Origin of the sequence: Rhizobium sp. BK399 (assembly GCF_014194695.1) — a bacterium.
In the GTDB taxonomy this organism is placed as follows: Bacteria; Pseudomonadota; Alphaproteobacteria; order Rhizobiales; family Rhizobiaceae; genus Rhizobium.
The window spans coordinates 549062-574605 of the sequence record NZ_JACIAH010000001.1 but is presented as its reverse complement, the minus strand read 5'-3'; the positions used below and the strand labels follow the sequence as shown (position 1 = coordinate 574605).

The window sequence follows — 25544 nt, the reverse complement described above, 5'->3', positions numbered from 1 at the left end:
GAAAATAAAATGCTATATTCTTTCCAGTGAAAGGAATATGGCATGGCTATAGCACAGACCATCCCCGGTATTAGGTCTCCGGAGGCTGCCGTCATCACCAAAGCGGCCGTCAACGCAGCCAACCATCTCGGCCTCAACGCCCGAACCCTTTCGGCGGTGCTTGGTGTGTCCGAGGCGACCATCTCGCGCATGAAACGGCAGGACTATCTGCTCGAGCGCGGCTCAAAGTCTTTTGAACTCGCTATCCTGCTCGTTCGTTTGTTTCGCTCGCTCGACGCGATTGTTGGCGGCGATGAAGTCGTTGCCCGGCAATGGCTGCGCAACGCCAACGCGGCGCTCGGCGCGACGCCACTCGAAAAGATCGTCAGCATTTCCGGATTGACCGATGTCATTGCTTACCTGGACGCCCGCCGCGCTCTCGTCTGAGGCGCAGCCGATCTCGGGCAGGTTCTGGCGCCTGGTCGAGGCGCAGCACCAGATTTCGACGCTGAAGCTCGTCGACACGCTCGACGAGCAGGCGTTGCTCGAAACCTTGCTCGAGGAAAGCAAACCGGCGCTGCCGCCGGAATGCATCGGCCTCGACTACCTACTTGCAACGCCCTTCCGTTATGGTGCCGTCTACCCGCATGGATCGCGTTTCCGCCGGGCAGGGCGCACGGCTGGTGTCTTCTATGCGTCCGAGCGGGTGGAAACCGCGCTTGCGGAAATGGCCTTCTATCGGCTGCTGTTCTATTCTGAATCGCCGGCGACGCAGTTTCCCGCCAATGCCGCCGAATACACTGCCTTTGCCGCCGCGATAGCCACGCCATCCGCCATCGACCTCATGCGGCCGCCGCTCGACGCCGATCGTTCGATATGGACGGATCCTCATAATTATGGCCCGTGCCAGGCTCTCGCCGACGCTGCGCGCGAGGCCGGTTGCCAGGCAATTCTCTATGAATCCGTGCGCGACCCGCAGCGCGGCCGCAACATCGCGCTTCTGACGGCAGCGGCATTTGTCGCTCGCGAGCCGGTCGAGCGCCAGACATGGAGGATCCGGCTTTCGGGTATTGGCGTCCAGGCGCTTTGTGATTTCCCGAAAGTCAGAGTTGGATTCTCGGTGGAGGATTTCGCCGGCGATCCGCGAATGGCGCGCGACTGACGCCAACTATTTCTTCAAGCCAGCGCCTGCAAGTCGCGTCGCAGCCGCCCCATGTCGCCATCCGGGAGCGCATCTTCAAGGCTCGCATGAGTGCTTTCCCAGATCGGCACTGCGGCCGCAAGCACCGCCTTTCCCTCCGGCGTCAGGCTTAACAGGCGTCGGCGCTTGTCTTTCGCATTCTGGGTTACATTTACCCAACCACGGCGCTGCAATGGCTTGAGTGCCGCCGTCAATGTCGTCTGATCCATTGCGAGCAGGGTCGCGACCGCTCCCATCGGCGGTGGCTCCGGGCGGTTCAGCGACATCATCAGCGAGAACTGGCCGTTGGTGAGCCCGACAGGGCGAAGGGCATCGTCGAATAGCCGCGCCAGTGCGCGCGCTGCCCGTTGCACATGCAGGCAGAGGCACGTGTCGCGCACCAGAAGCGTCGTTGAAAAAGGAATCTCTACCGCGTTTGACATGCCTAATGTCTATTGATATCAATGTATTTAGTCAAGGAAAAGGAGCATAGAACGCAACTTCCGATCGCGCCGGAGGAGGGCGCACGTGATGCAGAACCAAGTCGTTTCCCGTGAAGAATGGCTGGAAGCCCGCCGCTCGCTGCTTCTCAAGGAGAAGGAAGCGACGCATCTGAGGGATAAGGTCAATGCCGAACGCATGGCCTTGCCCTGGGTCAAGGTTGATAAAAATTACGTCTTCGATACGCTGCAGGGTAAGAAAAGCCTTGCCGAACTCTTCGATGGCCGCAGCCAGCTTTTAATCTATCATTTCATGCTTGGCCCGGATTGGCAGGCCGGCTGCCCTGGATGCTCGTTCCTATCCGATCATGTCGATGGAACACTGCCGCATCTGAACAACCACGATGTCACTTGGGTCGCGGTTTCGCGGGCGCCGCTTGCCAAGATAGAGGCTTACAAGAAGCGCATGGGGTGGAAATTCCCCTGGGTTTCATCTTTCGAAAACAGCTTCAACTTTGACTACCACGTCTCCTTCAGCCCGGAAGATCTGGCGAAGGACAAGGTTTTCTACAATTTCGAGGCAATCGATCCGGCCAACGCCCATGACGAGCTGCCCGGTCTCAGCGCGTTCTACAAAAGCGAAAGCGGTGAGATCTTCCATACGTATTCCACCTATGCCCGTGGTCTCGAAGAAGCAGTCGGCACCTTGATGATCCTCGATCGCGCGCCGAAAGGCCGCAACGAAGACAGCACGATGGATTTCGTCAAGCGTCACGACGAATACGAACCGGCGAAGACCGCGCCATCCAGCTGTCACTGAGATCTGCAACCATCCTCCAAGGGAGAAGGACGATGCAGCAAGCGAAAGTTCTGAAGGAGCACGAGCTCCTGGAAGACCTCGTCGGTGTCTGGGAGGTGACGGCGCCCGAGATGACGGGGCAGGAGCCGTGGACCGAGATCGTGCGCTCGCTTCACGGCATTTGGTTCGTCGCCGAGGGCGCCGGCCAGATGCCCGGCGGTGGCGCGGCAACGACGGTGCTCACCCTGGGCTATAGCGCCGAGAAGGGAAAATACGTTGGCACCTGGATCGGCACTATGATGGACCACATGTGGGTTTACGAGGGTGAGGTCTCCGACGACGGCAAGATCCTGAACCTCTACACGACGGGTCCCGATTTCACGGACGCAAACAAGCTCGCCGATTACCGCGAGCAGATCATCTTCCATGATCGCGACCACCGCACGTTCAACTCCGCCGCTAGGCAGCCAGACGGCTCCTGGAAGCAATTCATGGAAGCGCACTATACCCGCAAGCCTTAGTTGCGGGTGGATCGAACGGCATGGTTTGATACGAGGCCGTTCGCAACCGAACGGAAGCATCGCAAATGGAGAACCCGATGTCCGACACCCATGGAAAATTCATCTGGTGCGAATTGATGACGCCGGATCCCAAGGCGGCCGCCGACTTCTACGGCAAGGTCGTCGGCTGGACGACAAACGACATGAAGATCGAGAACCTGCCGCCTTATACAGTCTTCGAAGCCAACGGCGCTGGCGTTGCCGGCCTCATGGATTTTCCGGCAGAGTTGGAAGGCAAGGGTATTCCGCCGAATTGGACAGGCTATGTCGCGGTCGACGACGTCGACAAGTCCGCCAAGGACTTTGCCGCCAATGGTGGCTCGATCCGTCGTGAACCGGAGGATATTCCGACGGTCGGACGGTTTGCGGTCGTCGCCGATCCGCATGGCGCGGTGATCTGCATCATGACGCCGCTGCCGATGGACAATCAGCCTCCACCGGCACCGATGGGCACACCCGGCCATATCGGCTGGCACGAACTCTATGCCGGCAACGGTGCGGAAGCCTTCGCCTTCTATTCGAAGCTGTTCGGCTGGACGAAAGACCACGACATGGATATGGGCGAAATGGGCGCCTACACCATCTTCGCTGAACGCGGCACGCCGATCGGCGGAATGATGACCAAGCCGCCGAATGTCCCCATGCCGGCATGGGCGTATTACTTTAACGTGCCGGCCATCGATGCGGCCATAGAGCGCGTCAAGGCAGGTGGGGGAACGGTGGTGAACGGCCCGATGGAAGTACCCGGCGACAGCTGGATCATCCAGGCGATTGATCCGCAGGGCGCATTCTTCTGCCTCGTTGCGCCCGCCCGATAGGCGCGTTCAATGCCGCTTTTGATCTCAGGGCGAGCCGACCGACATCGGCTCGCCCTGAGCCGCATTTGGTGTCTCCAAGTACGCTGCCGGAAGGTGACGGAGGCAGATAAGGCGTCGAATCGAAGGCTGGAACATTCTGCGTTAGCGCCGACCGGGCGTTTGTATTTCATTAATTTTATTAGAATTTTAGCGGTTCCAGCGATATTCGGGGCTCGACCGTTAACTCTTCCTAAAACATTTTTGGGTGGATGCATAACCGGCTATGTCTTAAGCGGCTGCAAGTATTGATTTTGGCTCTTCTGCGTAATTGATTGGCCCCAGTTTCTCATTGGGGTTGTTTTGTTATGTCTATCGAAGATCCGCGCATTTCCGCTACTGCAAGCGAAAACGTCTCGCACGACTTCCGTCAGGACATTCATGAAGACGCAAGTATTGACGTTTCTGCTGCACAGGGTGTCGAAGTTGCACAGGTCGACAATAGCCAACAGCCCGAGAAGACCGACCGCGTGCCGGCGGCTCCGCAGACGATAGCCGCCAACGCTCATCCAGCCGAAATCGTCCCGGATCAGAACAACGTCGCTCACCTGCCGGCCGATGTGTCGATCGACGACATCCGCGTCGAAGGCAACAACCTGGTGCTTGTCCAGGCCGATGGCACGGAGATTGTGATCGTCAACGGCGCCCTGCATGTGCCGACCTTCCTGCTCGGCGAAGTCGAGCTGCCGCAGCAGGCCGTGATTGCCGCTCTCGAGCAGAACAACATCAACGTCGCCGCGGGTCCCGACGGCTCCTATTCGGCAAGTGCCTCCGCACCAAGCTCCGGCGCCGATTTCCAGGACACCATCCAGCAGGATCCGAACGATCCGACCCAGCTCGCGCAGTTGCTGGCGGACACGCAGCAGCCCGATCCGGGTCTCGGCGACCGCCGGGAACTGTTCGACGACCAGCCAACCATTTCCGCTGACCGGACGACAAACCTCAGCCTGACGGAAACAGAAGGCACAGAAGGCGGCTTCGAGACGCAAACCGTCAACGGCATATTCGGCTTCGATGGTGGCGCGGACGTCGGGGAGATCACCGAGGTCAGGCTTGCCGATTCGCTCAACATGGTCGAGGGCACGCAGAACGGGACGCACATTGACCTGATGTCCGACGGCAAGCCGGTCGTCATTACCGTCGATGGCCTGACGATCACCGGCAGCGTCGATGGCCAGCCGGTCTTCGTCCTGACCGTTACGAACGCGGCAAGCGGTGCCTTCACCTTTACGCAATTCGCTCCGCTCGATCACCCGGACAGGGGCGAGGCAGGCGTCAATGATATCCTGCGCCTTCAGTTCAGCTACACCGTCACCGACAAGGACGGCGACCAGGCCACCGGCGTCGCTTCGATCGACATCAACGACGATGGTCCGAGCACCGGCGACGGTGTTGGCCCGAGCGCGATCAACGAGTCCGATCTGCTGTCCGGCGAAGGAAACAACGCAGGCGTTCACGACGTCTCGCTCGGCATTCACTGGGGCGCCGACGCCGGCGCGCATCGCGATCTGACGTTCTCGACAGCGCAGGACCAGCTCGGCGGTCTGAAGTCCGATGGCCAGACGATTCAGTTCGCGATCTCCTCCGACGGCCACACGCTGACCGGCTTCATCGGCGAAGGCGAGGGCCGCACCGAAGTCTTCGTCGTCAAGCTTGATCCGACGGCGCCGAACGGCGCCTACAGCTTCACGCTGCTGCAGCCCCTCGATCATCCGCAGAACTCTGAGATCGGCAACACGCAGCTCGACCTGCATTTCAATTTCGTGGCGAGCGACGCCGACGGCGACACCGCGAGCGGTTCCTTCGTCGTCGATATCCACGACGACGTGCCGACGATCAATGGAGCCGTCCAGGCGGTCAACCTGCTCGCCAACGGCAATTTTGCGGCCGGCACTTGGGAGCAGCACAGCGATTGGGGTGGTCCTCTTGGCGGAGCGGCCAACGCCGATATCGGCTGGAAGGTCGACGGTACCGGCAGCGTGCAGCTTGAACGCGTTGGCAGCGGCTATCTGGGCATGACGACATCCAACGGCGCGCCGATGGTGGACATGGGATCGTCGCCGGGCAACACAACGATTTCCCAGGATATATCGGGGCTTGCCGAGGGGCAGACCTACAAGCTGAGCTTCCAGGCAGGATCGCCGAGTCCTGTATCCTCGGGGCTGGAAGTCTATTGGAACAACAAGCTGGTCTACACCTACTCGCCGACCTCCTCGATGAAGTCGATCGATCTCGACCTTACGGCGATCGGCGGTACCAATACGCTGACATTCAAGGAAGTCGGCAATAGCTCGGACAACACCGGCACCTACCTCGCAAATGTCAGCCTGACAGGGAGCACGACCGCTGCCGTCTTCACAGGTGCGGCAGGCGAAGACGACGTGATGTCCTTCAAGCTGGCGGCCGGCGAGCAGTTCAACTTCGGCGCGGACGGCGCTGGCAAGGTGGTGCTGGGAACCGCAACCGTTGCGTCGGCGGGAGGCATCGCCCTGACGCTCCATGCCGAGGACTACTTCTATCAGAATGGCGCAATCGTCATCAAAGCTGGTGTCTTCGATTCGCTGAATGGCGGCGAAGTCGCCACCGTCACCGTTCCCTTCACCGTGACTGACTCCGATGGTGACAGCAAGACCGGCGTCTATCAGATCCAGATTACCGGTGTGAACGATACGGCGTCCATCTCGGGCGTTGCTGCCGGTGCCGTTGTCGAGGACGGTCAGCTTCAAGCCAACGGCTTGCTCTCGGTCAAGGATGTCGACCACGGCGAAAATCATTTCCAGACGCCTTCGTCGCTTGCCGGCCAGTACGGCATTTTCAGCTTCAACCCGGCAACGGGGGCATGGAACTACACGCTCAACAATGGGCTCGCTCAGTCGCTTGGTCAGGGAGCGCATTTCGACGAGACGCTGACGGTGACCTCCGCTGACGGCACCGCGACGCAGACGATTACGGTGACCGTCAACGGCACCAACGACGCGCCGCAGCTCTCCGCGATTACCGGCTGGACCTTTAAGGATACGGCCGGCGACGACACGTTTGCGCCCGTGGTCGGTCAGCTGCAGTCCTCCGACGTCGATGTCGGCGATTCCGCCACCTATGGCATCAGCGGTACCGGTGTGGTCACGGGAACTTTTGCAGGTGACTATAACATCGAAAAGGTGGGGACCTACGGCACGCTCTACCTCAACAGCGCGACGGGCGCCTATTCCTACGTGCCGAATGATGGCGCGATCGAAGCACTGAAGAAGGGCGCAACGGAAAGCTTCACGCTGACGGTGACCGACGGTGCTGGCGCGAGCGACAGCAGGACGCTGACGATCACGCTCGACGGCACCAACGACACTCCTGTCGCGGTCGCCGACACCAACATGGTGAAGGAAGCCGGCGTCGGGACGTTGGGCGACTGGAAGGCCGAAGGCAATGTCCTGAGCAACGACTCGGACCGTGATGCCGGCGACACAAAGGTCGTCTCGGACCTCAAGGACGCAGACATCCATGCCTTTGGCGTCTTCGTCAAGAACGGCGACTACGGCGTCCTGGAGCTCAACAGGAACGGCTCATATACCTACATCCTCAACAACTTCGACAAGGATACGAATCGTCTTGCTCAGGGTGAAACCGCCCACGAGACCTTCACTTACACGGTAAGGGACGCGTCCGGCGCCATCTCGACGACGACCCTGACGATCGAGATCAAGGGAACCAACGACGCGCCGAGCGCCGACTTCCAGTACAATACGGTCAAGGAGGGGATTTCGACCGCGGATAGCTCCGTCGCGACCGGCAACCTGCTTAACGGCGCGTCGGACGTTGATCACGGTGCGGTCCTGACGGTTGCGGGCGTCGATGGAAAGAGCAATGGCTCGACGGGCGTTGCCGGCGACTATGGCAAGCTCACCTGGGATGCGTCGACCGGCACGTACAGCTACGCGCTCGACAACACGAAAGCATCCGTGCAGGCGCTGGCGGCGGGCGAAGTGCGCTATGAGACATTCTCCTTCACGATCAAGGACGAATGGGGTGCGACTGATACCAAGACGCTGACGATCAAGATCACCGGCACGAACGACGCGCCTGTCATCGCCGACAGTCATGCGACGGGCGCTGTGATCGAAATGGGCATGGACGTGACGGGAACCGCCCGCGGCGTAAACTCCGTTTCCGATACGCTCGTAAAGACCGACGTCGACTCGGACGACAAGCCCTCGAACGACAATTGGTCGGTTGTTGCAGGCAACGGACAGACGCCATCCGATCAGACGAGCGTTGTTGCCGCCTACGGCACCTTCAAGGTTGATCAGGCGGGCAAGTGGACCTACACGCTGAACGATTCCAGTGCGGCAATGCAGGGTCTCGCGCTTGGCGAGACGCGGACCGAGACATTCACGGTCAAGGTGACCGACAGCCACAACGCGAGCGACACGCAGACCGTCACGGTAACGATTACCGGATCGAACGACGCGCCCGTGCTCACAACGGCGAACGCCGGTGCAACGCTGACCGAAGCGCCCAACACCACTGGCTCGAACTCCGAGCAGAAGGCGTCAGGCAGCCTGACGTTTACCGATGTCGATCTCAACGACGTCGGCCACACAGCCACTGTCACCGGCGTTGACGCTGCCGACACGAAGACCGGTCTGCCCTCCAACCTGATGTCGTTCTTCAAGATCGACTCGGTGACGAAGGCAGCGGGCAGCACGGCCGGCGAGATCAAGTGGACGTTCTCTGCTCCGGACAAGACGTTCGACTATCTCGGCGCGAACGATCACGTCACGCTGAAATACACCGTCCTCCTCAACGACGGCGACGGCGGCAAGGTTAGCCAGGTCGTCACGATCGTCATCAACGGCACGAACGACGCGCCGGTCATTACCGGCGGCTCGACGAGCGACTGGGTCGTCGAGCACGGTTACAATTGGCTCGGCTTGCCGCGCGGCGAGAGCACTGCCAGCGGTACTCTCACAAAGACCGACGCTGACCTCGACGACAACAGCTCGAACGACTCCTGGTCGATCACGCCTCGCGCCGGTCAGGTCGTTGACGGAGGCTCCGTCAAGGGTCTCTACGGATCGATATCGGTCGATGCCAATGGCAAATGGACCTACACGCTCGACAATACGCTGGCCTCGACGCAAAGCCTCGCCCTGGATAAGACGGCAAGCGAGGAATTCGATGTGACGGTCACTGACACCCACGGTGCGACCGCCACCAAGACGATCACCGTCAATATCCTCGGATCGAACGACGCGCCTGTCATCGCGGATTCCCATGCAACTGGCAGCGTCATCGAAGCGGGTGTCGGCACGAACGGCATTGCGACGATTTCCGATACCCTCGTGAAGTCGGATGTCGACTCCGACGACAATGCGACCAACGATTCCTGGGGCGTCGGCAACCCTTGGCTGACCACAGACAACGGCAAGTATGGTTCCCTTTCGATAGACCAGGCTGGCAAGTGGACCTACACGCTCGACAACAGCCGCTCGGATACGCAGGGCCTGTCTGCGGGCAAGGTTGTCACCGAGACCTTCCAGGTGTGGGTCACCGACAGCCATGGCGAAAGGGATGTGCAGAACGTTGTCATCACCATTACCGGCACGAACGATGCGCCGGTCATTACCGGCGGCACGACGAGCGCAACGGTCACTGAGGCCGGCGCCGGCACCAATGGCGATGCGAGCGAGAGCGGCACGCTGACCAAGACGGACGTCGACAGCGACGACAACAGCGGCAACGACAGCTGGTCGGTGGTCGCCTCCGGCAGCCAGACTCAGGACGGCTCCTCGGTGAAGGGTGTCTACGGCAAGCTTTCCGTCGACCAGGCCGGCAAGTGGACCTACACGCTCGACAACAGCCTGGCGGCAACCCAGGCTCTGAAGAACGGCGACAATAAGCTTGAAACCTTCACGGTTCAGGTCACCGATAGCCACGGCGCAACCGACACCCAAACCGTTACCATCACGGTGCGTGGAACGAACGATGCTCCGGTCGCCAACGACGACACCTTCACGGCAAGCGAAGACGGCGTTTCCTCTCATGCTTCGTCGGCGAACCCGCTCGTTGTCGGCAACGTTCTCGCTAACGACACGGATGTCGACAGCGCCAGCCTGAACGTCACCGGCATTTCGAATGTGACGGTCAATACCGCGAGCGGCACTGGCCTGACGCTTTCTGTGGCGAGCGAAGGAAACGGCGTCTACAAGATCGCCACGAACTTCGGCGATGCCCACATGTCCGTCGGCTCGAATGGCGACGTCAAGATCTGGTCCGACAGCGGCGAGGATCCGTTCAAGGCGCTGGGTGTCAACGAGACCGCGACCATCAAGTTCAACTACACGGTTTCCGACGGCAGCAGCAGCGATACGGCGAGCGCGACCATCACGGTTCAGGGCTCCAACGACAACCCGGTGGCTGTCGACGACACGACCTTGGGCGGCGTTGCGGCCACCTACAGCGACAACTTCAACAATTCCAGCACGGACGGCTGGACCTTCGTCAAGCTCTCGGGCAATCCGAGCTGGTCGATGAGTGGAGGCAGCCTCGTCGAGCGGACCGACTCGTCCTCCAACGACGGCAACGGCATCGCGCTCGCACCGGCAAACAGCCTACCCGCCGGCAGCAAGTCCTACACGATCGAAGTCGATGGCGATCCGAACACTGGCAACGGCAACCCGAAGTCAAACCAGGCACTTGGCGTGGTCTTCGGCTATCAGGACTCGACCCACTACTACCGCGTCTACTGGAAGGATTTCGGTGACAACTACGCCAACCAGGGCACCCACCGCGATCTCGTGCTTGAGCGGGTGGATGGCAACCAGGTCACAGTTCTGGACATGGTCGACAAGGCCAACCTGGGTCCCAACGCGATCCACTTCAAGGTCGAAGTGGATGGCGACGGCATCAATGTCACGGTGCAAGGCAACGGGCAGCCCGTCGTTCTCCATAGCTCCGAAGTTCCGGCTCTCGGCGGATACGGCGTGTACACTGATGACAACGATGACGGCATTGCCTACGACAACTTCACGGCATCGACCGGCGGCGGCCCGATCACGACCGCCGAGGACACCTCGCTGACGATCAAGGCTGCCGACCTCCTGGCGAATGACAGCGATGTCGACGGCGACACGCTAAACCTCGTCAGCGTCAGCGGCACCTCCGCACACGGCGGTACGGTAACGCTGAACAACGGCGTCATCACCTACAACCCTGCCGCCAACTACAACGGCAAGGATACGTTTACCTACACCGTCAACGACGGCCACGGCGGCACCGCGACGGCAACAGTCACCGTCAACGTCACGCCGGTCAACGACGCGCCGGTCGGCGCGAACGACGAAAACGCGGTGCTGGAGAACAAGACCGTCGTTTCGAGCCAGAGCGTGCTTGCCAACGATACGGACCCGGATGCAGGCGATACCGGTCATCTCGCGGTCGGCGCCATCAAGGGCTTCAATGACGGCGTCGCTGCGTCCGTCACGGCAGCCGGCACCGTCAGCCATGGCAAGTATGGTGATCTGGTCATCAAGGCTGACGGCACCTACCAATACACGGCGAACGCTCTCGCCGCCGAGGTGCTTCCGAAGGGTGCTCAGGTCGACGATACCTTCACCTACACGGTCAAGGATCCGTCCGGACTGACGTCCACGGCAACCCTGACCATTCACGTAACGGGCGATAACAATATTCCGCTTGTCGGGGTCATCTCGCCTGGGAACGACGTCAATGAGCTGCCGGATGCCCATGCCCAGGCTGTCAATGTTTCAGGACAGCTGATGGTTGCCGATTTCGACGTCGGCGATACCGAAACGCCCTCCGTGACCGGCGCCACGGCAACCTGGACCGGCGGTGTCCTGACGCCGGAGCTTGCAGCCGCCCTTACCAACGCCGCTGCCCTGACCTTCGGATCGTCGCCGATCTCGAACGGCAGCGTCTCGCTCATCAACTGGAGCTACCATCCGGGCGCACAGAACCTCGATTTCCTGGGCGCTGGTCAGACGATTACGATCAAGTACGACATCCAGGTCAGCGACGGCACGACCGCGACCCCATCCTCGATTACCGTTGTCATCCATGGCACCAACGACGCGGCGGTCATCGGCGGCACGACCTCCGTCGACCTGACGGAAACCGACGCGCCGCTGAGCACATCCGGACAGCTGACGATCACCGACGTCGACAGTGCGGCGACCTTCGTGCCGCAGACCGACGTTGCCGGCACGAACGGCTACGGCAAGTTCACGATCACCGCGAACGGCGCCTGGACCTATGTGGCCAACTCGGCGCACAACGAGTTCGTCGCCGGCCAGCACTACACTGACAGCGTGACGGTGACGTCCGCCGACGGCACGACGACGACGGTGACGGTCGATATCCTCGGCACCAACGACGCAGCGGTCATCGGCGGCACGACCTCCGTCAATCTGACGGAAACCGACGCTCCGCTGAGTACATCAGGACAGCTGACGATCACCGACGTCGACAGTGCTGCGACCTTCGTACCGCAGACGGACGTTGCCGGCTCGAACGGCTACGGCAAGTTCACGATCACCGCGAACGGTGCCTGGACCTATGTAGCCAACTCGGCGCACAACGAGTTCGTCGCCGGCCAGCACTACACCGACAGCGTGACGGTGACGTCTGCCGACGGCACGACGACGACGGTGACGGTCGACATTCTCGGCACCAACGACGCGGCGGTCATCGGTGGCACGACCTCCGTCAACCTGACGGAGACCAACGCGCCGTTGAGCACGTCTGGTCAGCTGACGATCACCGACGTCGACAGTGCGGCGACCTTCGTGCCGCAGACGGACGTTGTCGGCACGAACGGCTACGGCAAGTTCACGATCACCGCGAACGGCGCCTGGACCTATGTCGCCAACACGGCGCACAACGAGTTCGTCGCCGGCCAGCACTATACCGACAGCGTGACGGTGACGTCCGCCGACGGCACGACGACGACGGTGACGGTCGATATTCTCGGCACCAACGACGCGGCGGTCCTGACACCGGTCGTTGCCAATCTGACGGAAGGTGACACGGCGGCCGTGATTAGCGCATCCGGACAGCTGACGATCACCGACGCGGACAGTCCGGCCAGCTTCGTGGCACAGAGCGACGTCTCTAACCCCGGCGGCTACGGCAAGTTCTCGATCGATACGAACGGCAACTGGACCTATACGGCCAATTCCGCGCATGACGAGTTCAAGGCGGGCCACACCTATCAGGAGGTCTTCACGGTCTCCTCGGCAGATGGCACAACGACGACGGTGACGGTCAGCATCGGCGGAACCAATGATGCGCCGGAAACCAACGCGGCATCGGGCAGCGGCAACGAGGATGCATCCTCGATCTCTGTCGCTCTGTCGGGAGGTGACATCGACGGCACGGTCGCATCCTACAAGATCAGCGACCTGCCGGCGAACGGCAAGCTCTACAGCGATGCCGGTCTGACGACTGAACTTCATGCTGGAGACACGGTAAGCGGCTCGACGGTCTATTTTGTGCCGGCCGCGAACTACAACGGCACGACAAGCTTCCATTACGCAGCAGTCGACGACAACGGCCTGGCCGACAGCACGCCGGCGACGGCGACGATCGCGGTGGCCTCGGTCAACGACGCGCCGGTCATCACCTCCAACGGCGGTGGCGATACCGCGGCCATTACGATCGACGAGAACTCGACGTCGGTCACGACGGTGATGGCGACCGACGTCGATACGCCGGCAGCAAACCTGACCTATTCGATCGTTGGCGGAGACGACCAGAACCTGTTCAAGATCGACGGCTCCGGTAACCTGAGCTTCAAGGACGCGCCGGACTTCGAGCATCCGCTCGATAATGGCGCGAACAACATCTATAACGTCATCGTTCAGGTTTCCGACGGCAACAAGACCGACACCCAGACGCTCAATGTCACGGTCAAGGATCTCCAGGAAAACGTTGCGCCGGTCCTGACTCTGTCGAATAGCGCTTATGTCCTCGATCAGTTCAACCAGCAGGCCTATAACGGCAACGACGGTACCGCGAACTGGAAGACGGACTGGATCGAGTACGGCGAGAACGAAGGCAATGCTGCTACGACCGGCGATGTCCGGGTGAGCAATGGCGCCTTGCTTCTTACCGATACGGATGCAGAGATCGACACCTTCGGCGATTTTGTCCAGCGCACAGTTGACCTTACGGGCGCGACCCAGGCGACGCTGACCTTCGATTATAAGCGGGTCAGCATGGAGTCTAGCGATGCCATCCATGTGCAGGTGCTGAACAGCAACGGTAACTGGGTGGAGGTGGCGACCGTCAGCGGTAATGGTCAGGATGACGCAGGCTTCACGACTGTAACCGTCAATCTTTCGGCCTACATCTCGTCCGCGACCACGATCCGCTTCTACTCAAATGACGATATCGATGACGGCGACAAGGTCTTCATCGACAACGTCAAGATCGAATACACGACGACGCCGACGTTCATCGAAGGCGGTTCGGCTGTTGCGGTCGTTACCAACGCCGTGATTGCCGATGCCGACGCCAACATGAGCTCGGCCACCGTCAAGCTGACCAACGGCCAGGCAGGCGACGTGCTTTCGATCGCCGGCCAGGCAACCACGACCGGCACGATCGGCGGCATCGCCTACAGCATCAGCGGCAACACCGTTACCTTCACCGGTTCTGCCACCAAGGCTGCTTACGAAGCTGCGATCGAAGCCGTCCGCTTTGCGAACAGCTCGGAAAACCCGAACGGCGCTGACCGTACCTTCCAGGTCGTCGTCAACGACGGCCTCAACTCCAACACCGCGACGACGATCGTCCACGTGACGGGTGTCAACGATGCGCCGGTGGTCTCGAACCTCGTCGTCACCGAGAGCGGCATCAAGTTCACGCTCGCGGATCCGGACAGCTCCGGCTTCACGCTTGCTTCGCCGTTTGCCACCGCATTCGGCAGCAACCCCGGCCTCCATGTCGGCGACAACACCCTGACGCCGACGGCACAGGCCAGCGTCGTCAGCGGCACGCTGACTGTCAGCGATGGGGCTTTGTCTGATAGCGTCGTCAACGTCATCCTCGGCACCAACGGTACCAACTCGTCGCTAACCGCCTCTGGCTCGACCCCCACAGCCATCTATGGTTTCGGCGGAAACGATACCCTGACGGGCGGCTCCGGTGCGGACTGGCTGTTTGGCGGTGATGGCAACGATACGCTCGACGGTAACGGCGGCGCGGATACGCTCTCTGGCGGCGTGGGCAATGATAACTTCCTGTTGGCCAATAACGATTGGGTTGCTGGCGAGACGATCGACGGTGGAGTTGATAGCGATACAATTACGCTTGTCGGCGCCACGACTGTCGACTTCACGACCGGCACGATCAGCAATGTCGAAACGCTGACTGGCAGCTCAAGCAGTGATACGGTTACGATGTCGGCCGAGCAGCTTACCGGCTTCACCTCCATCAACCTCGGCAGCGGCAACAGCGACTCGCTGACCGTAAGCGTAAACGGAACAGCCGATATCTCCTCCTCCGCGCCGACGATCTCGAACGTAGAAACGTTGAAGATCACCGGTTCGACCGGTAACGACAACCTGACCATCAGTGCCCAGCAGTATGCGGCCTTCGACAGCATCGATCTCAAGGGCGGCAACGACACGTTGACGGTCAACGTCGCCGGGACGACCGATCTTTCGGCTATCAGCGCGACGCTTGTCGGTATCGAAACCTCCAAGGTAACTGGGTCGACCGGTGCTGATACGGTCACAGTCAGCAATTCGCTTTCCGGCTTCACTTCGATTGACCTAGGTGACGGCGCTGATACGCTGAAGATCGCCGGCGGCTTTACTGACAGCAACGACGCTCAGCTCGCTCGCATAGAAAACGTGGTGATGGCGAGTTCGGGTACCCTCAACCTCTCGCACCAGTCCGAAGGGCTCACGATCACCGGCTTTAGCGGCAATGACGTGATCACCGGCGGTTCTGGAGAAGACAGGATCAACGGGGGTGCTGGCGCCGATGTCCTTACGGGTGGTGCCGGTAGAGATACATTCGTGATCGCCTCAGGTGAATCCACGCCTATCGCCGCTGCAGGTAGCACCGGCAACACTGCGACAAGGAATGAAAACGGCACGATCAGCGGATACGACAAGATCACGGATTGGGGAGCGGGCGGCACTGCCGACAAGCTGGATTTCTCCGTAGCCCCGGTAAAGGCCTTCGCTTCTGTGAACGGTTCAGACTCTGCGCTGACTATTGGCGGCGACACTGTCGAGTCCCACAGTGTCAATACCACTACTGGAATGACCACTTTCTATGGTAACGACAACTTCACTCAATCCTTGTCGGTGACGTCGACTTCGGGCTTGGCCGCGGTCGTCCAGTACCTCATGGCGAGTGATATTGGCGATGCGGGCGCAACGCTTGCATTCACGGGGATGGGCAACACCTACGTGTACCAGCAGACTGGCGCCACTGCCGGCGGCACGCTGGTCGAACTTTCTGGCGTCACCCTTGCCAACGTGTATGCGAGCATGGGGTCCGCGGCCACGTTCGCCATCGACCCGATCATCCTCGACCTCGACCACAATGGCGTCGCCCTGACCACGCTCGATCACGGCGTCCAGTTCGACATCAATGCCGACGGCCACAAGGATCAGATCGCCTGGACAGCCGGCAGTGATGGCATCCTGGCCTTCGACGTCGACGGCAACGGCAAGATCGACAATGGCAGCGAGATCTTCTCGCCGCACTTCGCCGGCGGCAGCTACGTCGATGGCCTGGCGGCGCTAGCGACTCTCGACAGCAACCATGACGGCAAGATCGATGCGGCCGACGAAGCCTTCTCGAAGCTCACCGTCTGGCAGGACCTGAACCACAACGGCATCACCGACAGCGGCGAACTCTCGAGCCTCTCGGATCATTCGATCAGCAGCATCTCGCTTGATGCGAACGCTTCAAACTCGGAGATCAACGGCCAGTCGATCCTTGCCGACGGCAGCTATACGTTGACGGACGGCTCGACCGGTCACTTTGTCGAGGTTGCCTTCGACACCACGCTTGGCGGCAGCAATGCCTACTCGCTGATCGGCAGCGACGGCGACGACATCCTGTCGGGCGCCGGAGGCATGTACACGCTGACCGGCGGGGCAGGGGCTGATACCTTTGTTCTCGACGCCGATGCCCTTGCTGACGTCAAGCTCGCCGACGTGATCACCGACTACAAGGCCAGCGAAGGCGATACGCTCGATGTGTCGAAGCTTCTCGACAGCCTGCTCGGTCATCAGGCCACCGAAGCCGAGGCGCTCGCCAGCGTCAAGACGACGGTATCAGGTGCGGATACCGTGGTCAGCGTCAACGCCAATGGCGGCTGGCACGATGTGGCTGTTCTCCAGAACACCACCGAAGCGGTCAAGATCCTGTACGACGACAAGCACGATACGACGACGGCCCCGCACGTCGGCTGATGCTTGTATGAACCAGCGAGGGAAAAGGCGCCGCTTGGCGCCTTTTCTGCATTCTGGGCTTATCCGTCAGCGGTCCACGGCCGAGTACGCCTTCTCAGCTCTTGAAGCAGAGAAAGTCGCTTCGGCTCTTCCCTCGAGTGGCTGCCGTCATGAGTTGATATCCGCGACCGCGACACCGGAATCGCTCGCTAGGCTGCTTGGCTACTCATCCTCGATGTGCGCGTGTGCCTGAAGTCGGTGGGTTCGTTGCCACGGCGGTCTGCCGTCGCGGGCATTACTCTACCTAGAGAAACTGCGATGGGCCGGCGGATGTGGTCGAGAACCGGTGTCTTGAACGGTAGCTTATGGGCGACAGCCGGCATTCGTTGATTCCGAAGCCGGCAACAAAAAGGCGTCCTTTCGGCACCCCACGCTGCTGACAGCCTCTTGTTGTTTGACACCCTTGCTTCTCTGTCATTCCGGCCTTAAGCCGGATTCCAGCTGTCGTGCGTCTGCGCGGCTAAAGAGCCCTTCGCGATCAAGGGCTTGGTCACGCTGGACACCGGCACCAGGCCGGTATGACGGCAATGACTAACTCCGGAAATCAATCGAGCTGACGGCTCTGTCAGCAGTCCGGCGCGCCCTGTCGGCGCCCCGGACTGTTGGCCGTGGACCGATCAGCTCAAGCGGCCGGCAGTCGTGACATCGGAATCGCCTCGTCGCTGTCGCCGCCGCGCTGCATGGCCATTTCGTCGGCGAGCTGGCGGATGTGGTTGAAATCCGTCGGCCCCTCGAAGACCGCGCCGCCGAGACGGATGCCGATGCTCATTGGGGTGCCTTCGTCAGAGAAGGACGCTTCCGCCACCCGCCGGCGGATACGGGTGCCGACATCCTGGGCGTTCTCGACGGTAGCGCCCGGCAGGAACACCCCGAGTTCGTTGGTGGCAAGACGGGCCACAAGGTCGCCCTTTCTGACCGAGGACTGGATGATGGCGGCCAGCGACTGCATGACCGTATCGGCCCATTGCGGGCCGTAGCGCCGGCTGATCTCGTCCAGCGTATCGACGACCACGGCGATCATCACGCCGCCGGCGTCGGTGGCGATTCGCTTGCGTCGGTCGATGTAGTGTTCGACGGCCGCGGCAAAGGCCGTTCCGTTCAGCGTCTTCGTTACGGCGTCGTGGCGCGCAGTATAGTTAACGGTTTCCTGTAGTTTTTTGAGTTCGGCGACCTTGAACTGCAAGATCAAGAGCAGCGGAAATGCAACAAAAAGCGAAATTACGCTTGCGCCGACAAATCCCACCAAAATTGGTCGATCCGGCACGAGAAGGTTTAAGATAAGTAAAACGCCGACGGATCCGGCCGCGAAGCAGACAGCGCCGAGGGTGGCGATCCGAAGAGCTGAAACGATTGTGGCTGAAGAGTAACGCTGGCCTAGATTCATCGCGGTCATGTCCGTTTGAAAGTAGTACCAGATAAACAGGTCCGGGCAAAACCCCCGTTAAAAAATCCTGTAAAATTCTTGCTTTAGGCAGTTGTCCACCGCGATTAACTGTTTTGGGACGAATGCTCGCGGTCGTAATTGGAATGTGGAAAGATTGGTGTTACTTATTTGCCGAAGAACAGTCTTTGGTATACGGGTACGCCGTGTGAATCTTTGATGTTGAGGGGCATCGATCTTGTTTAAGGCCAAAAGAATTTTTGCAGCATTGTCTGCGACGGTTGCTTTAAGTTTTTCGTTTTATGCTGATGCCAATGCAATGTCTCTGCAGCAGGCCATCGAAAAGACGATGAAAACGAACCCGCAGATCTTGCAGGCTGCGAAGGATCGTGAAGCTGTCGAGTTTGAACTGCGCCAGGCGCGTGGTCTATACTTGCCTTCCGTAGATCTGGAGAGCGGGATCGGGCGACGTCGCTTGTCGAACGCCAGCTCCGGGTCGCTGCGAGATGATAGTGACTATCTGTCTCCGGGCGATGTTGGTCTGACGATCTCGCAGACACTATACGATGGTGGCAGCCGTCGCGCTCAGGTGCAGCAGCAGGCCTCGCGCGTCGATGGCGCTTCCTTTCGGGTCCTCGAACGCTCTGAGTCGCTCGCCCTCGAAGTGACGCAGGACTACCTGGAATACGTGCTCCAGAACCAGATCGTTGCAGCTGCAAAGCAGAACGTTGCCTTCCACTCGCAGATGGTCGGCGATATCGACGAGAGCATCAAGGGCGGCGCCCTGACGGATGCCGACCGCCTCCAGGGCAGCGAGCGTCTGCAGGCCGCCAAGGCGCGCCTGCGCGAAGCGCTGGAAGAGCTGGAGCAGACGAAGATCCGCTTCCTCCAGGTCGTCGGCGAGCCGATCACCAATACGCAGACGCCGCCATCGGTCGCCAAGTACGTTCCGAAGACACTGAACGATGCGGTGTTCGTCGCCGCCAAGAACAGTCCGCGCATCTATTCGGCCAATGCTGATGTCGATGCGGCCGATGCCGGCGTTCGCGGCGCGCGCGCCAACTACATGCCGAAGGTCAACCTCGAAGGCACTGCCCGCGTCGGCAACGATATCGACGGCGACGAAGGCAACACCAACGACTATCAGGTTCGCGTCGTTGCCCGTTGGAACCTTTATCGCGGCGGCATCGATGTTGCTCGCGAGCAGGAGCAGATTCGCCGTGCCGGCGAGCAGCGTTACAATCTCGCCCAGGTGCAGCGCGAAGTCGAAGAGTCGGTCCGCTCTGCCTGGAATGAGCGCGTCAGCCGTGGCGAGCTCTCCGGTATCCTCAACAAGCAGGCCTCGATCAACAACCAGCTTGTCGGTTCCTATCGCGAGCAGTTCAAGGTCGGCCAGCGTTCGCTGCTCGACGTGCTCGATGCGCAGAACACCCGCTTCAACACACAGGTTCTCGCCGATACCGCGCGCGTCGCGTCGCAGTTTGCCGAGTACAAGATCCTGGCGGCCTCGGGCAATCTGCTTCAGACGATGAAGCTGAAGCCGGTCGAGCAGTCCAAACCTTATGCGCGGGAAGAGTTTGTTGTCCCCGCGGGCGTCGCGAATCCCGGATACGTCGAGCTTGATTCTCATCAGAAAGCCGGCATGCCCCTGGACCTCCTAGCGCCAATTCGACAGCAGTAGTCGACATGGCCATGGAACAATGCTGAACGTAGCGCTCGAGACCTCCAGCAGCACACCGCTGCAGACATTCAAAGCCGCATTCAAGTCCGTGGCTGCGTTCTATGGCCGACCAAGCTCCGACACGGTCCTCTTCTCCGGTCTTCCGGATGAGGTGACCGAGTCGCTTGAGCTGGATGATGTCGAGCGCATGGCCGAGCGCATCGGCTTGCAGGTGATCAAGCATCAGGAGCGTGAATGCCGCCAGGGCAATTTCGATTGCCCGGCGATCGTCGCCTTTGCGGATGGCAGCGTGCTGCCGCTGCTTGAGATCGCCGAGGACGGCTCCTATGTCACGGATATCGTTCCGATTGCCGGCAACGCGATCCGCCTGACGCGGGAAGAATTTCTGGCGCTGAAGCCGCAACTGGCCTTTGCCTTTACGCTCTACTATCAGAACGCCTCGGAAGAGGCGCTCGTCGGCAATGCCGTCGAGATCGAGAAGCGGCATTGGCTGGCGACGACGCTTGCGCCGTACTGGCGCACCTATGTCCGCGTCATGGTCGCGGCGCTGTTCATCAACCTGATCGCGCTCGGATCGCCGCTCTTTACCATGAACGTCTACGATCGGGTGCTGCCGAACAAGGCGATCCCGACGCTTTGGGTGTTGGCCGCTGGCATCTCGCTCGCCTATATCTTTGACTTCCTGCTGAAAACCGCACGCTCCTCGTTGATCGATTATGCGGGACGCAAGGCGGACCTGCGCCTCTCGCAGCTGCTCTTCGACAAGGTGCTCAATTCGACGCTCGCTTCGCGGCCGATGTCGACGGGCGAATATGCCAACCGCGTGACGCAATATGAGTTCGTCCGCGAGTTCTTCACGTCGAATACCATCGGCGTGCTGATCGACAGCCTGTTCGTCTTCATCTTTCTCGGCGTCATTTATCTGATCGCCGGCTGGCTTGTGGTTATCCCGGCCGTGGCGTTCGTCTTGTCGGTTGTCATCGGCCTCTATGCGCAAGCAGCGATTGGCAAGCGCATGGCGACCGCCGCCAACGAGGCATCGCGCCGCCAGTCGCTGTTGGTGGAGACGATTTCGACGATCGAGACGCTGAAGAGCCTGCGCGCCGAAGCGACGATGCTACGCCGTTGGCAGGAGCTCACCAAGTATTCGAGCCGCACCAGCGAGGATATCAAGCATATCTCGACGAATGCGATCAACCTGACGATGTTCATCCAGCAGATGGTGAGCGTCCTGATCGTGATTGCCGGCACCTACGAGTTTTCGGAGGGGCGGATTGCCATGGGCGCGATCGTCGCGACGGTCATGCTGGCGAGCCGCGCCGGCGCGCCGCTCGGCCAGATCGCCATGACGCTGGCGCGCTTCCGCCAGGCTACGATGTCACTGCGCATCCTCGACAAGATCATGGAGCAGCCCGACGACCGCCCGTCGACTGTCGGCTTCGTCAACCGGGAGATCCCCCGCGGCGCCTTCAGTTTCCAGGACGTGTCGTTCCAGTATCCGGGCTCGGACTATCCGGTCATCAACAAGCTGTCCTTTACCGTGAAGCCCGGCGAGCGGATCGGCATCATCGGCCGCATCGGCTCGGGCAAGACCACTCTCGGTCGCTTGCTCGACGGGCTGTTTTGCCCTTCGGGCGGTCGCGTGCTGATCGACGGCGTCGACATCCGTCAGTATCACATGGCCGAGGTTCGCTCGGCGGTCGCCGTGGCTGGCCAGTCTTCCGATCTCTTTTCTGGAACGGTGAAGGAAAACCTCCTTATCGGGCGTGCCGACGCAACCGACGAGGAACTCCTCGAGGTCGCTCGCATGACCGGCGTCGACGAGTTTGTCGGCAACCATCCCCGCGGCTTCGATATGCCGGTCGGCGAACGCGGCACGAACCTGTCGAGCGGCCAGAAGCAGGCGCTGACGATCGCTCGTCTGCTGCTCACGAAACCGAAGATCGTGTTTCTCGACGAGCCGTCCGGCGCCATGGATCTGGCCACCGAGCGCAACCTGATTGCGCGCCTGTCGCAGGCGATCAGCCGCGACACCACACTTCTGATTGCCACCCATCGCTACAGCATGCTTGAGCTTGTCGATCGCCTGATCGTCGTCGACAAGGGCCGGATAATCGCCGACGGGCCGAAGAATACGGTCATCGAAGCCATGCAGCGTAAGCCAGCGGGGGCGCAGCCATGAGCCTCGCAAGCAATCGCCACGACAATCCTCCGCTTCTCGCCCGCGGCATGCTGGCATTGGTGGCTCTCGTCATTGCGAGCTTCATCGCTTGGGCGGCAATCGCTGACATCAACGAGATCGCCCGCGGTGAGGGCAAGGTCATTCCGGTGTCCAAGACCCAGATCATCCAGTCCTCGGAGCCCGGCGTCGTCCAGCAGATCGCCGTCGTCCTCGGTCAGGTGGTTCGCAAAGGCCAGCTGCTCGTTCAACTCGACAACACCACAACGACATCCACGCTTGGCGAGTCCGTTGCCAAGGCGCGGGCTCTGGGTGCCAAGGTTGCACGGCTGAAGCTCGAGGAGGCCGGCCAATACGACGCCGCGTTCGTCTGCCCCGAAGAAATCATGTCGGTCGCCAAGGACGTCTGCAGCAACGAGGAGAAGCTCTTCGCCGCTGATCGCGCGAGTTACCAGAACAAGCTCGGGGTGTTGCAGGAACGCGTCCGCCAGCGCGAGAACGAACTGAGCGAAGCGCACGCCAATATCGATCGGCTGGAGCAGAATATCGAAGGAGCGCAGCGCCAATACGACCTCATTCATCCGTTGGCCCAGAAAAAGCTGGTCGCCCAGACGGAAGTGCTGAAGACCGAGCGCGATCTCACCGATCAGCAAGGCCAGCTCAAGGTCTACCAGGAAAGCATAGACCGCCTGCAGGCCGCGGTGCAGGAAGCCAAGCTGCAGCTCGGCGATCTTGCCCTCGAACTGCGCCAGCAGGCGCTGACGGACAAGGCGCAGGCGCTGGCCGAACTCTCCGTCGTCGACGAGACGATCCGCGGCGCGTCCGACCGCGTCAAGCGCACCGATATCCGCTCGCCGGTCGACGGCATTGTCAACACGCTCGAGGTCAATACCATCGGCGCCTACGTCGATCCGGGCCGCGTCATCGCTGGCATCGTGCCGACCGCTGATACGCTGCTCGTTGAAGCGAAGATTTCGCCGCGCGATGTCGCCTTCGTGCGCCGCGGCCAGCCGGCCGTCGTCAAGATCACCGCCTATGACTTCTCGATCTTCGGCGGCCTCGAGGGCATCGTCGAGAACATCTCTGCCGATAGTCTTGTGGAGAAGGAAAAGGGCGAGACCTACTATCTGGTGCAGGTCAAGACCGACAAGTCCGCCCTGGAGCGCAACGGCAAGTCCTACCCGATCATCCCCGGCATGGTCGCATCGGTCGAGATCATGACCGGCAACAAGACGGTGCTGAGCTACCTGATGAAACCGATCAACAAGGCGCGCAGCGAAGCGCTGACGGAGCGATAGATGTTGATCGTCAAGCCAAGCAGCAATGCCCTCTCCAAACTCGAGCCGATTGAAGAGCCATTGCCTGCCATCGCCGCCGACGAGATCGAGCCGCGCTTCCGGGCGGTCGTCGGTCGGGGCGGCGAGCGTCGCGGCATCCGTCTCGAGGGGATCTACTGGGATGGCCTCGGCCGCATGTCGTCGGCGGGCAAGATGAGCACTGCCGACCTCGTGCACTACACCGCCTCGCAGATGCCGGAGTCCGGAAACCTTGCGTCGCTGCTGCGTGTGCTCAGCTTCAAATGGGCGCTGCGTCGGCTGGATACAGTCGAGGACGCCTCATCGATGGCTAACGTCAACGCCATCATTCAGGCGTCGCCGTCGCCGACAATCCTGCTGACCCAGGAAAAGAAGATCCAGCTCTTCAACGATCCCTTCCTGACCATGCTCCGCCAGCGCCTGCCGCTTGGCGATGCGGCGCAGTTGACGAAGACCTTGCGGTTCTCGATCGATACACAGATCGACGAGGCGATCGCCACGCTTTATCGCAACAGAGGCAGGACACTGAACACCGGCTTCACGATTGCCGTCGGAGCGGCCTCGATGAAAGGCCAGATCAATCTGGCTCTCGCACCGACGCACGAGAAGCCGATGCTGATTGGCTACGTCTCGCGCTACTGATCGCTAAATGCGGACATGGAAAAGGCGGCTGAAATTCAGCCGCCTTTCCGGTGCCCCAGCCATGGTTACTTCAGAACGCCATGCCTTCGCCCGGAGCGATCTTTTCCAACGGCATGGCCGAAGCCACTTGCTTGGCGCCGGTGCGCGTTCCGTGGAGGTAGCCCTTGCCGTCCGCGATCGAATAGAGCGGAACGTAGTCAGGCAGTTTCGTGTCCGGCAGCACCTCGTCACGCATGTTGTCGAGGATGAAGCGGTTGTCGTTGACCGCGACGGAAAGTACCGCGTGGTAGAAGTGACGCCTCTGATCAAAAAGGACGACAACGGACATGTCCTTGAGGTCGACGCCTTCGGCATGCAGAGCAGCCATCTTCAGGATCGCAAAGTCTTCGCAATCGCCCTGCTGGCGCGAGAGGGTTTCGGCCGGCGTCGCCCAGTAATCGGCCACCTTGTAGGTGTCGATGTCGCGGCTGTAGCGGATCGTGTGGTTGATGGTGACGTTGACCGCGTTCAACTTGTCGCGGATAGAGGACTGCGACGTCTTGGCAAAGGCAACCTTGATCGCCGTCGTCGTTTCGGAGCATTGAGCCGCGTTGCAGTCGATGGCGGTCCCATCAGTCATTTCCGACAGCGAAGGTGCGAATTTCTTTAATGCGGCGAGCCGCTTGAAAGGGATGGCGACGGTTCCGAACGCGGCAGTGCCGGTTGGCGCGGCAATCGTCGCGCGCGCGACCGGCTGTTCCGGCGCGACGCTCTCCTTGACCCAGCGGGCTGGCTCGGGCTGCAGCGTTCGGGTCAGTGCGGCCACATCGATGGCGGCGATGGTCTTTGCGATATCGTTCGTCGCCAGGCTGACGAGGCTGGCAACACTGCCAAAGGTCAGCGCGCGCGCCGCATCGGCCGCGAAATCGGCGGTGTACATCGCGCCCGAAATCTGTGGCGAAGGCAGGACCGACGCGCCGGAAAGACTCGGTGCAACACTGGCCGCAAATGCAGCCAGAGTAAAAGCGGCAATGTTGTTTGTTTTTATACTGCGCTTCATGAAG

At 60.8% G+C, this 25544-nt stretch carries 13 protein-coding genes; 10 read left to right on the top strand and 3 right to left on the bottom strand.

Going from position 1 to position 25544, the window contains the following annotated elements; translation table 11 throughout:
* Positions 1 to 42: 42 nt before the first annotated feature.
* Together FHT97_RS02885 and FHT97_RS02880 are read left to right on the top strand one after the other, a co-directional pair.
* Entirely contained in the window at positions 43 to 426 is a 384-nt protein-coding gene (locus FHT97_RS02885) for an antitoxin Xre-like helix-turn-helix domain-containing protein (protein WP_183859790.1), read from the top strand.
* Positions 386 to 1141, top strand: coding sequence for an RES family NAD+ phosphorylase (locus FHT97_RS02880; protein ID WP_183859788.1), 756 nt, complete (start codon positions 386 to 388; stop codon positions 1139 to 1141). Before FHT97_RS02885 ends, FHT97_RS02880 begins: the two co-directional genes overlap by 41 nt.
* A gap of 14 nt (positions 1142 to 1155) precedes the next feature.
* Here FHT97_RS02880 and FHT97_RS02875 read toward each other — a convergent pair whose 3' ends face one another.
* Positions 1156 to 1602 carry a MarR family winged helix-turn-helix transcriptional regulator gene (locus FHT97_RS02875; protein WP_183859786.1) on the bottom strand — a complete coding sequence of 149 codons (447 nt, stop codon included), beginning with the start codon at positions 1600 to 1602 and terminating at the stop codon, positions 1156 to 1158.
* An 88-nt stretch (positions 1603 to 1690) separates the two neighbouring features.
* Between FHT97_RS02875 and FHT97_RS02870 the strand changes: the two genes are divergently transcribed.
* From FHT97_RS02870 to FHT97_RS02855, 4 genes are all read left to right on the top strand, one after another.
* Positions 1691 to 2419 (top strand): thioredoxin family protein, encoded by a 729-nt coding sequence (locus FHT97_RS02870; protein ID WP_183753837.1) that lies wholly within the window; start codon positions 1691 to 1693, stop codon positions 2417 to 2419.
* Between the two features lie 32 nt (positions 2420 to 2451).
* Positions 2452 to 2919: a DUF1579 domain-containing protein gene (locus FHT97_RS02865; RefSeq protein WP_183859784.1), complete on the top strand. Its 468-nt coding sequence runs from the start codon at positions 2452 to 2454 to the stop codon at positions 2917 to 2919.
* A gap of 77 nt (positions 2920 to 2996) precedes the next feature.
* On the top strand, positions 2997 to 3776 hold the full coding sequence (locus FHT97_RS02860; RefSeq protein WP_183859782.1) for a VOC family protein: 780 nt from the start codon (positions 2997 to 2999) through the stop codon (positions 3774 to 3776).
* A 344-nt stretch (positions 3777 to 4120) separates the two neighbouring features.
* Positions 4121 to 17263: a VCBS domain-containing protein gene (locus FHT97_RS02855; protein ID WP_183859780.1), complete on the top strand. Its 13143-nt coding sequence runs from the start codon at positions 4121 to 4123 to the stop codon at positions 17261 to 17263.
* Positions 17264 to 17924: 661 nt separating this feature from the next.
* On the opposite strand, the gene FHT97_RS02850 is transcribed toward FHT97_RS02855, so the two are convergent.
* Positions 17925 to 18485, bottom strand: coding sequence for a GGDEF domain-containing protein (locus tag FHT97_RS02850; RefSeq protein WP_246712546.1), 561 nt, complete (start codon positions 18483 to 18485; stop codon positions 17925 to 17927).
* 517 nt (positions 18486 to 19002) lie between these two features.
* On the opposite strand from FHT97_RS02850, the gene FHT97_RS02845 reads away from it, so the two are divergent.
* Genes FHT97_RS02845 through FHT97_RS02830 form a run of 4 tightly spaced genes read left to right on the top strand, consistent with a single transcriptional unit; the run spans position 19003 to position 24501 of the window.
* A complete protein-coding gene (locus FHT97_RS02845) occupies positions 19003 to 20364 on the top strand; it encodes a TolC family outer membrane protein (protein ID WP_183859777.1) in 1362 nt (453 codons plus the stop codon).
* A 19-nt stretch (positions 20365 to 20383) separates the two neighbouring features.
* Positions 20384 to 22546, top strand: coding sequence for a type I secretion system permease/ATPase (locus FHT97_RS02840; RefSeq protein ID WP_183859775.1), 2163 nt, complete (start codon positions 20384 to 20386; stop codon positions 22544 to 22546).
* Positions 22543 to 23841 (top strand): HlyD family type I secretion periplasmic adaptor subunit, encoded by a 1299-nt coding sequence (locus FHT97_RS02835; RefSeq protein WP_183859773.1) that lies wholly within the window; start codon positions 22543 to 22545, stop codon positions 23839 to 23841. Before FHT97_RS02840 ends, FHT97_RS02835 begins: the two co-directional genes overlap by 4 nt.
* Positions 23842 to 24501 carry a ribbon-helix-helix domain-containing protein gene (locus tag FHT97_RS02830; protein WP_183859771.1) on the top strand — a complete coding sequence of 220 codons (660 nt, stop codon included), beginning with the start codon at positions 23842 to 23844 and terminating at the stop codon, positions 24499 to 24501.
* Between the two features lie 70 nt (positions 24502 to 24571).
* Here the strand turns inward: FHT97_RS02830 and FHT97_RS02825 are convergent, their stop codons facing one another.
* The gene (locus FHT97_RS02825) at positions 24572 to 25540 is read right to left on the bottom strand and encodes a transglutaminase-like cysteine peptidase (RefSeq protein WP_183859769.1); all 969 of its coding nucleotides are present in this window, start codon (positions 25538 to 25540) and stop codon (positions 24572 to 24574) included.
* Positions 25541 to 25544: the final 4 nt, after the last annotated feature.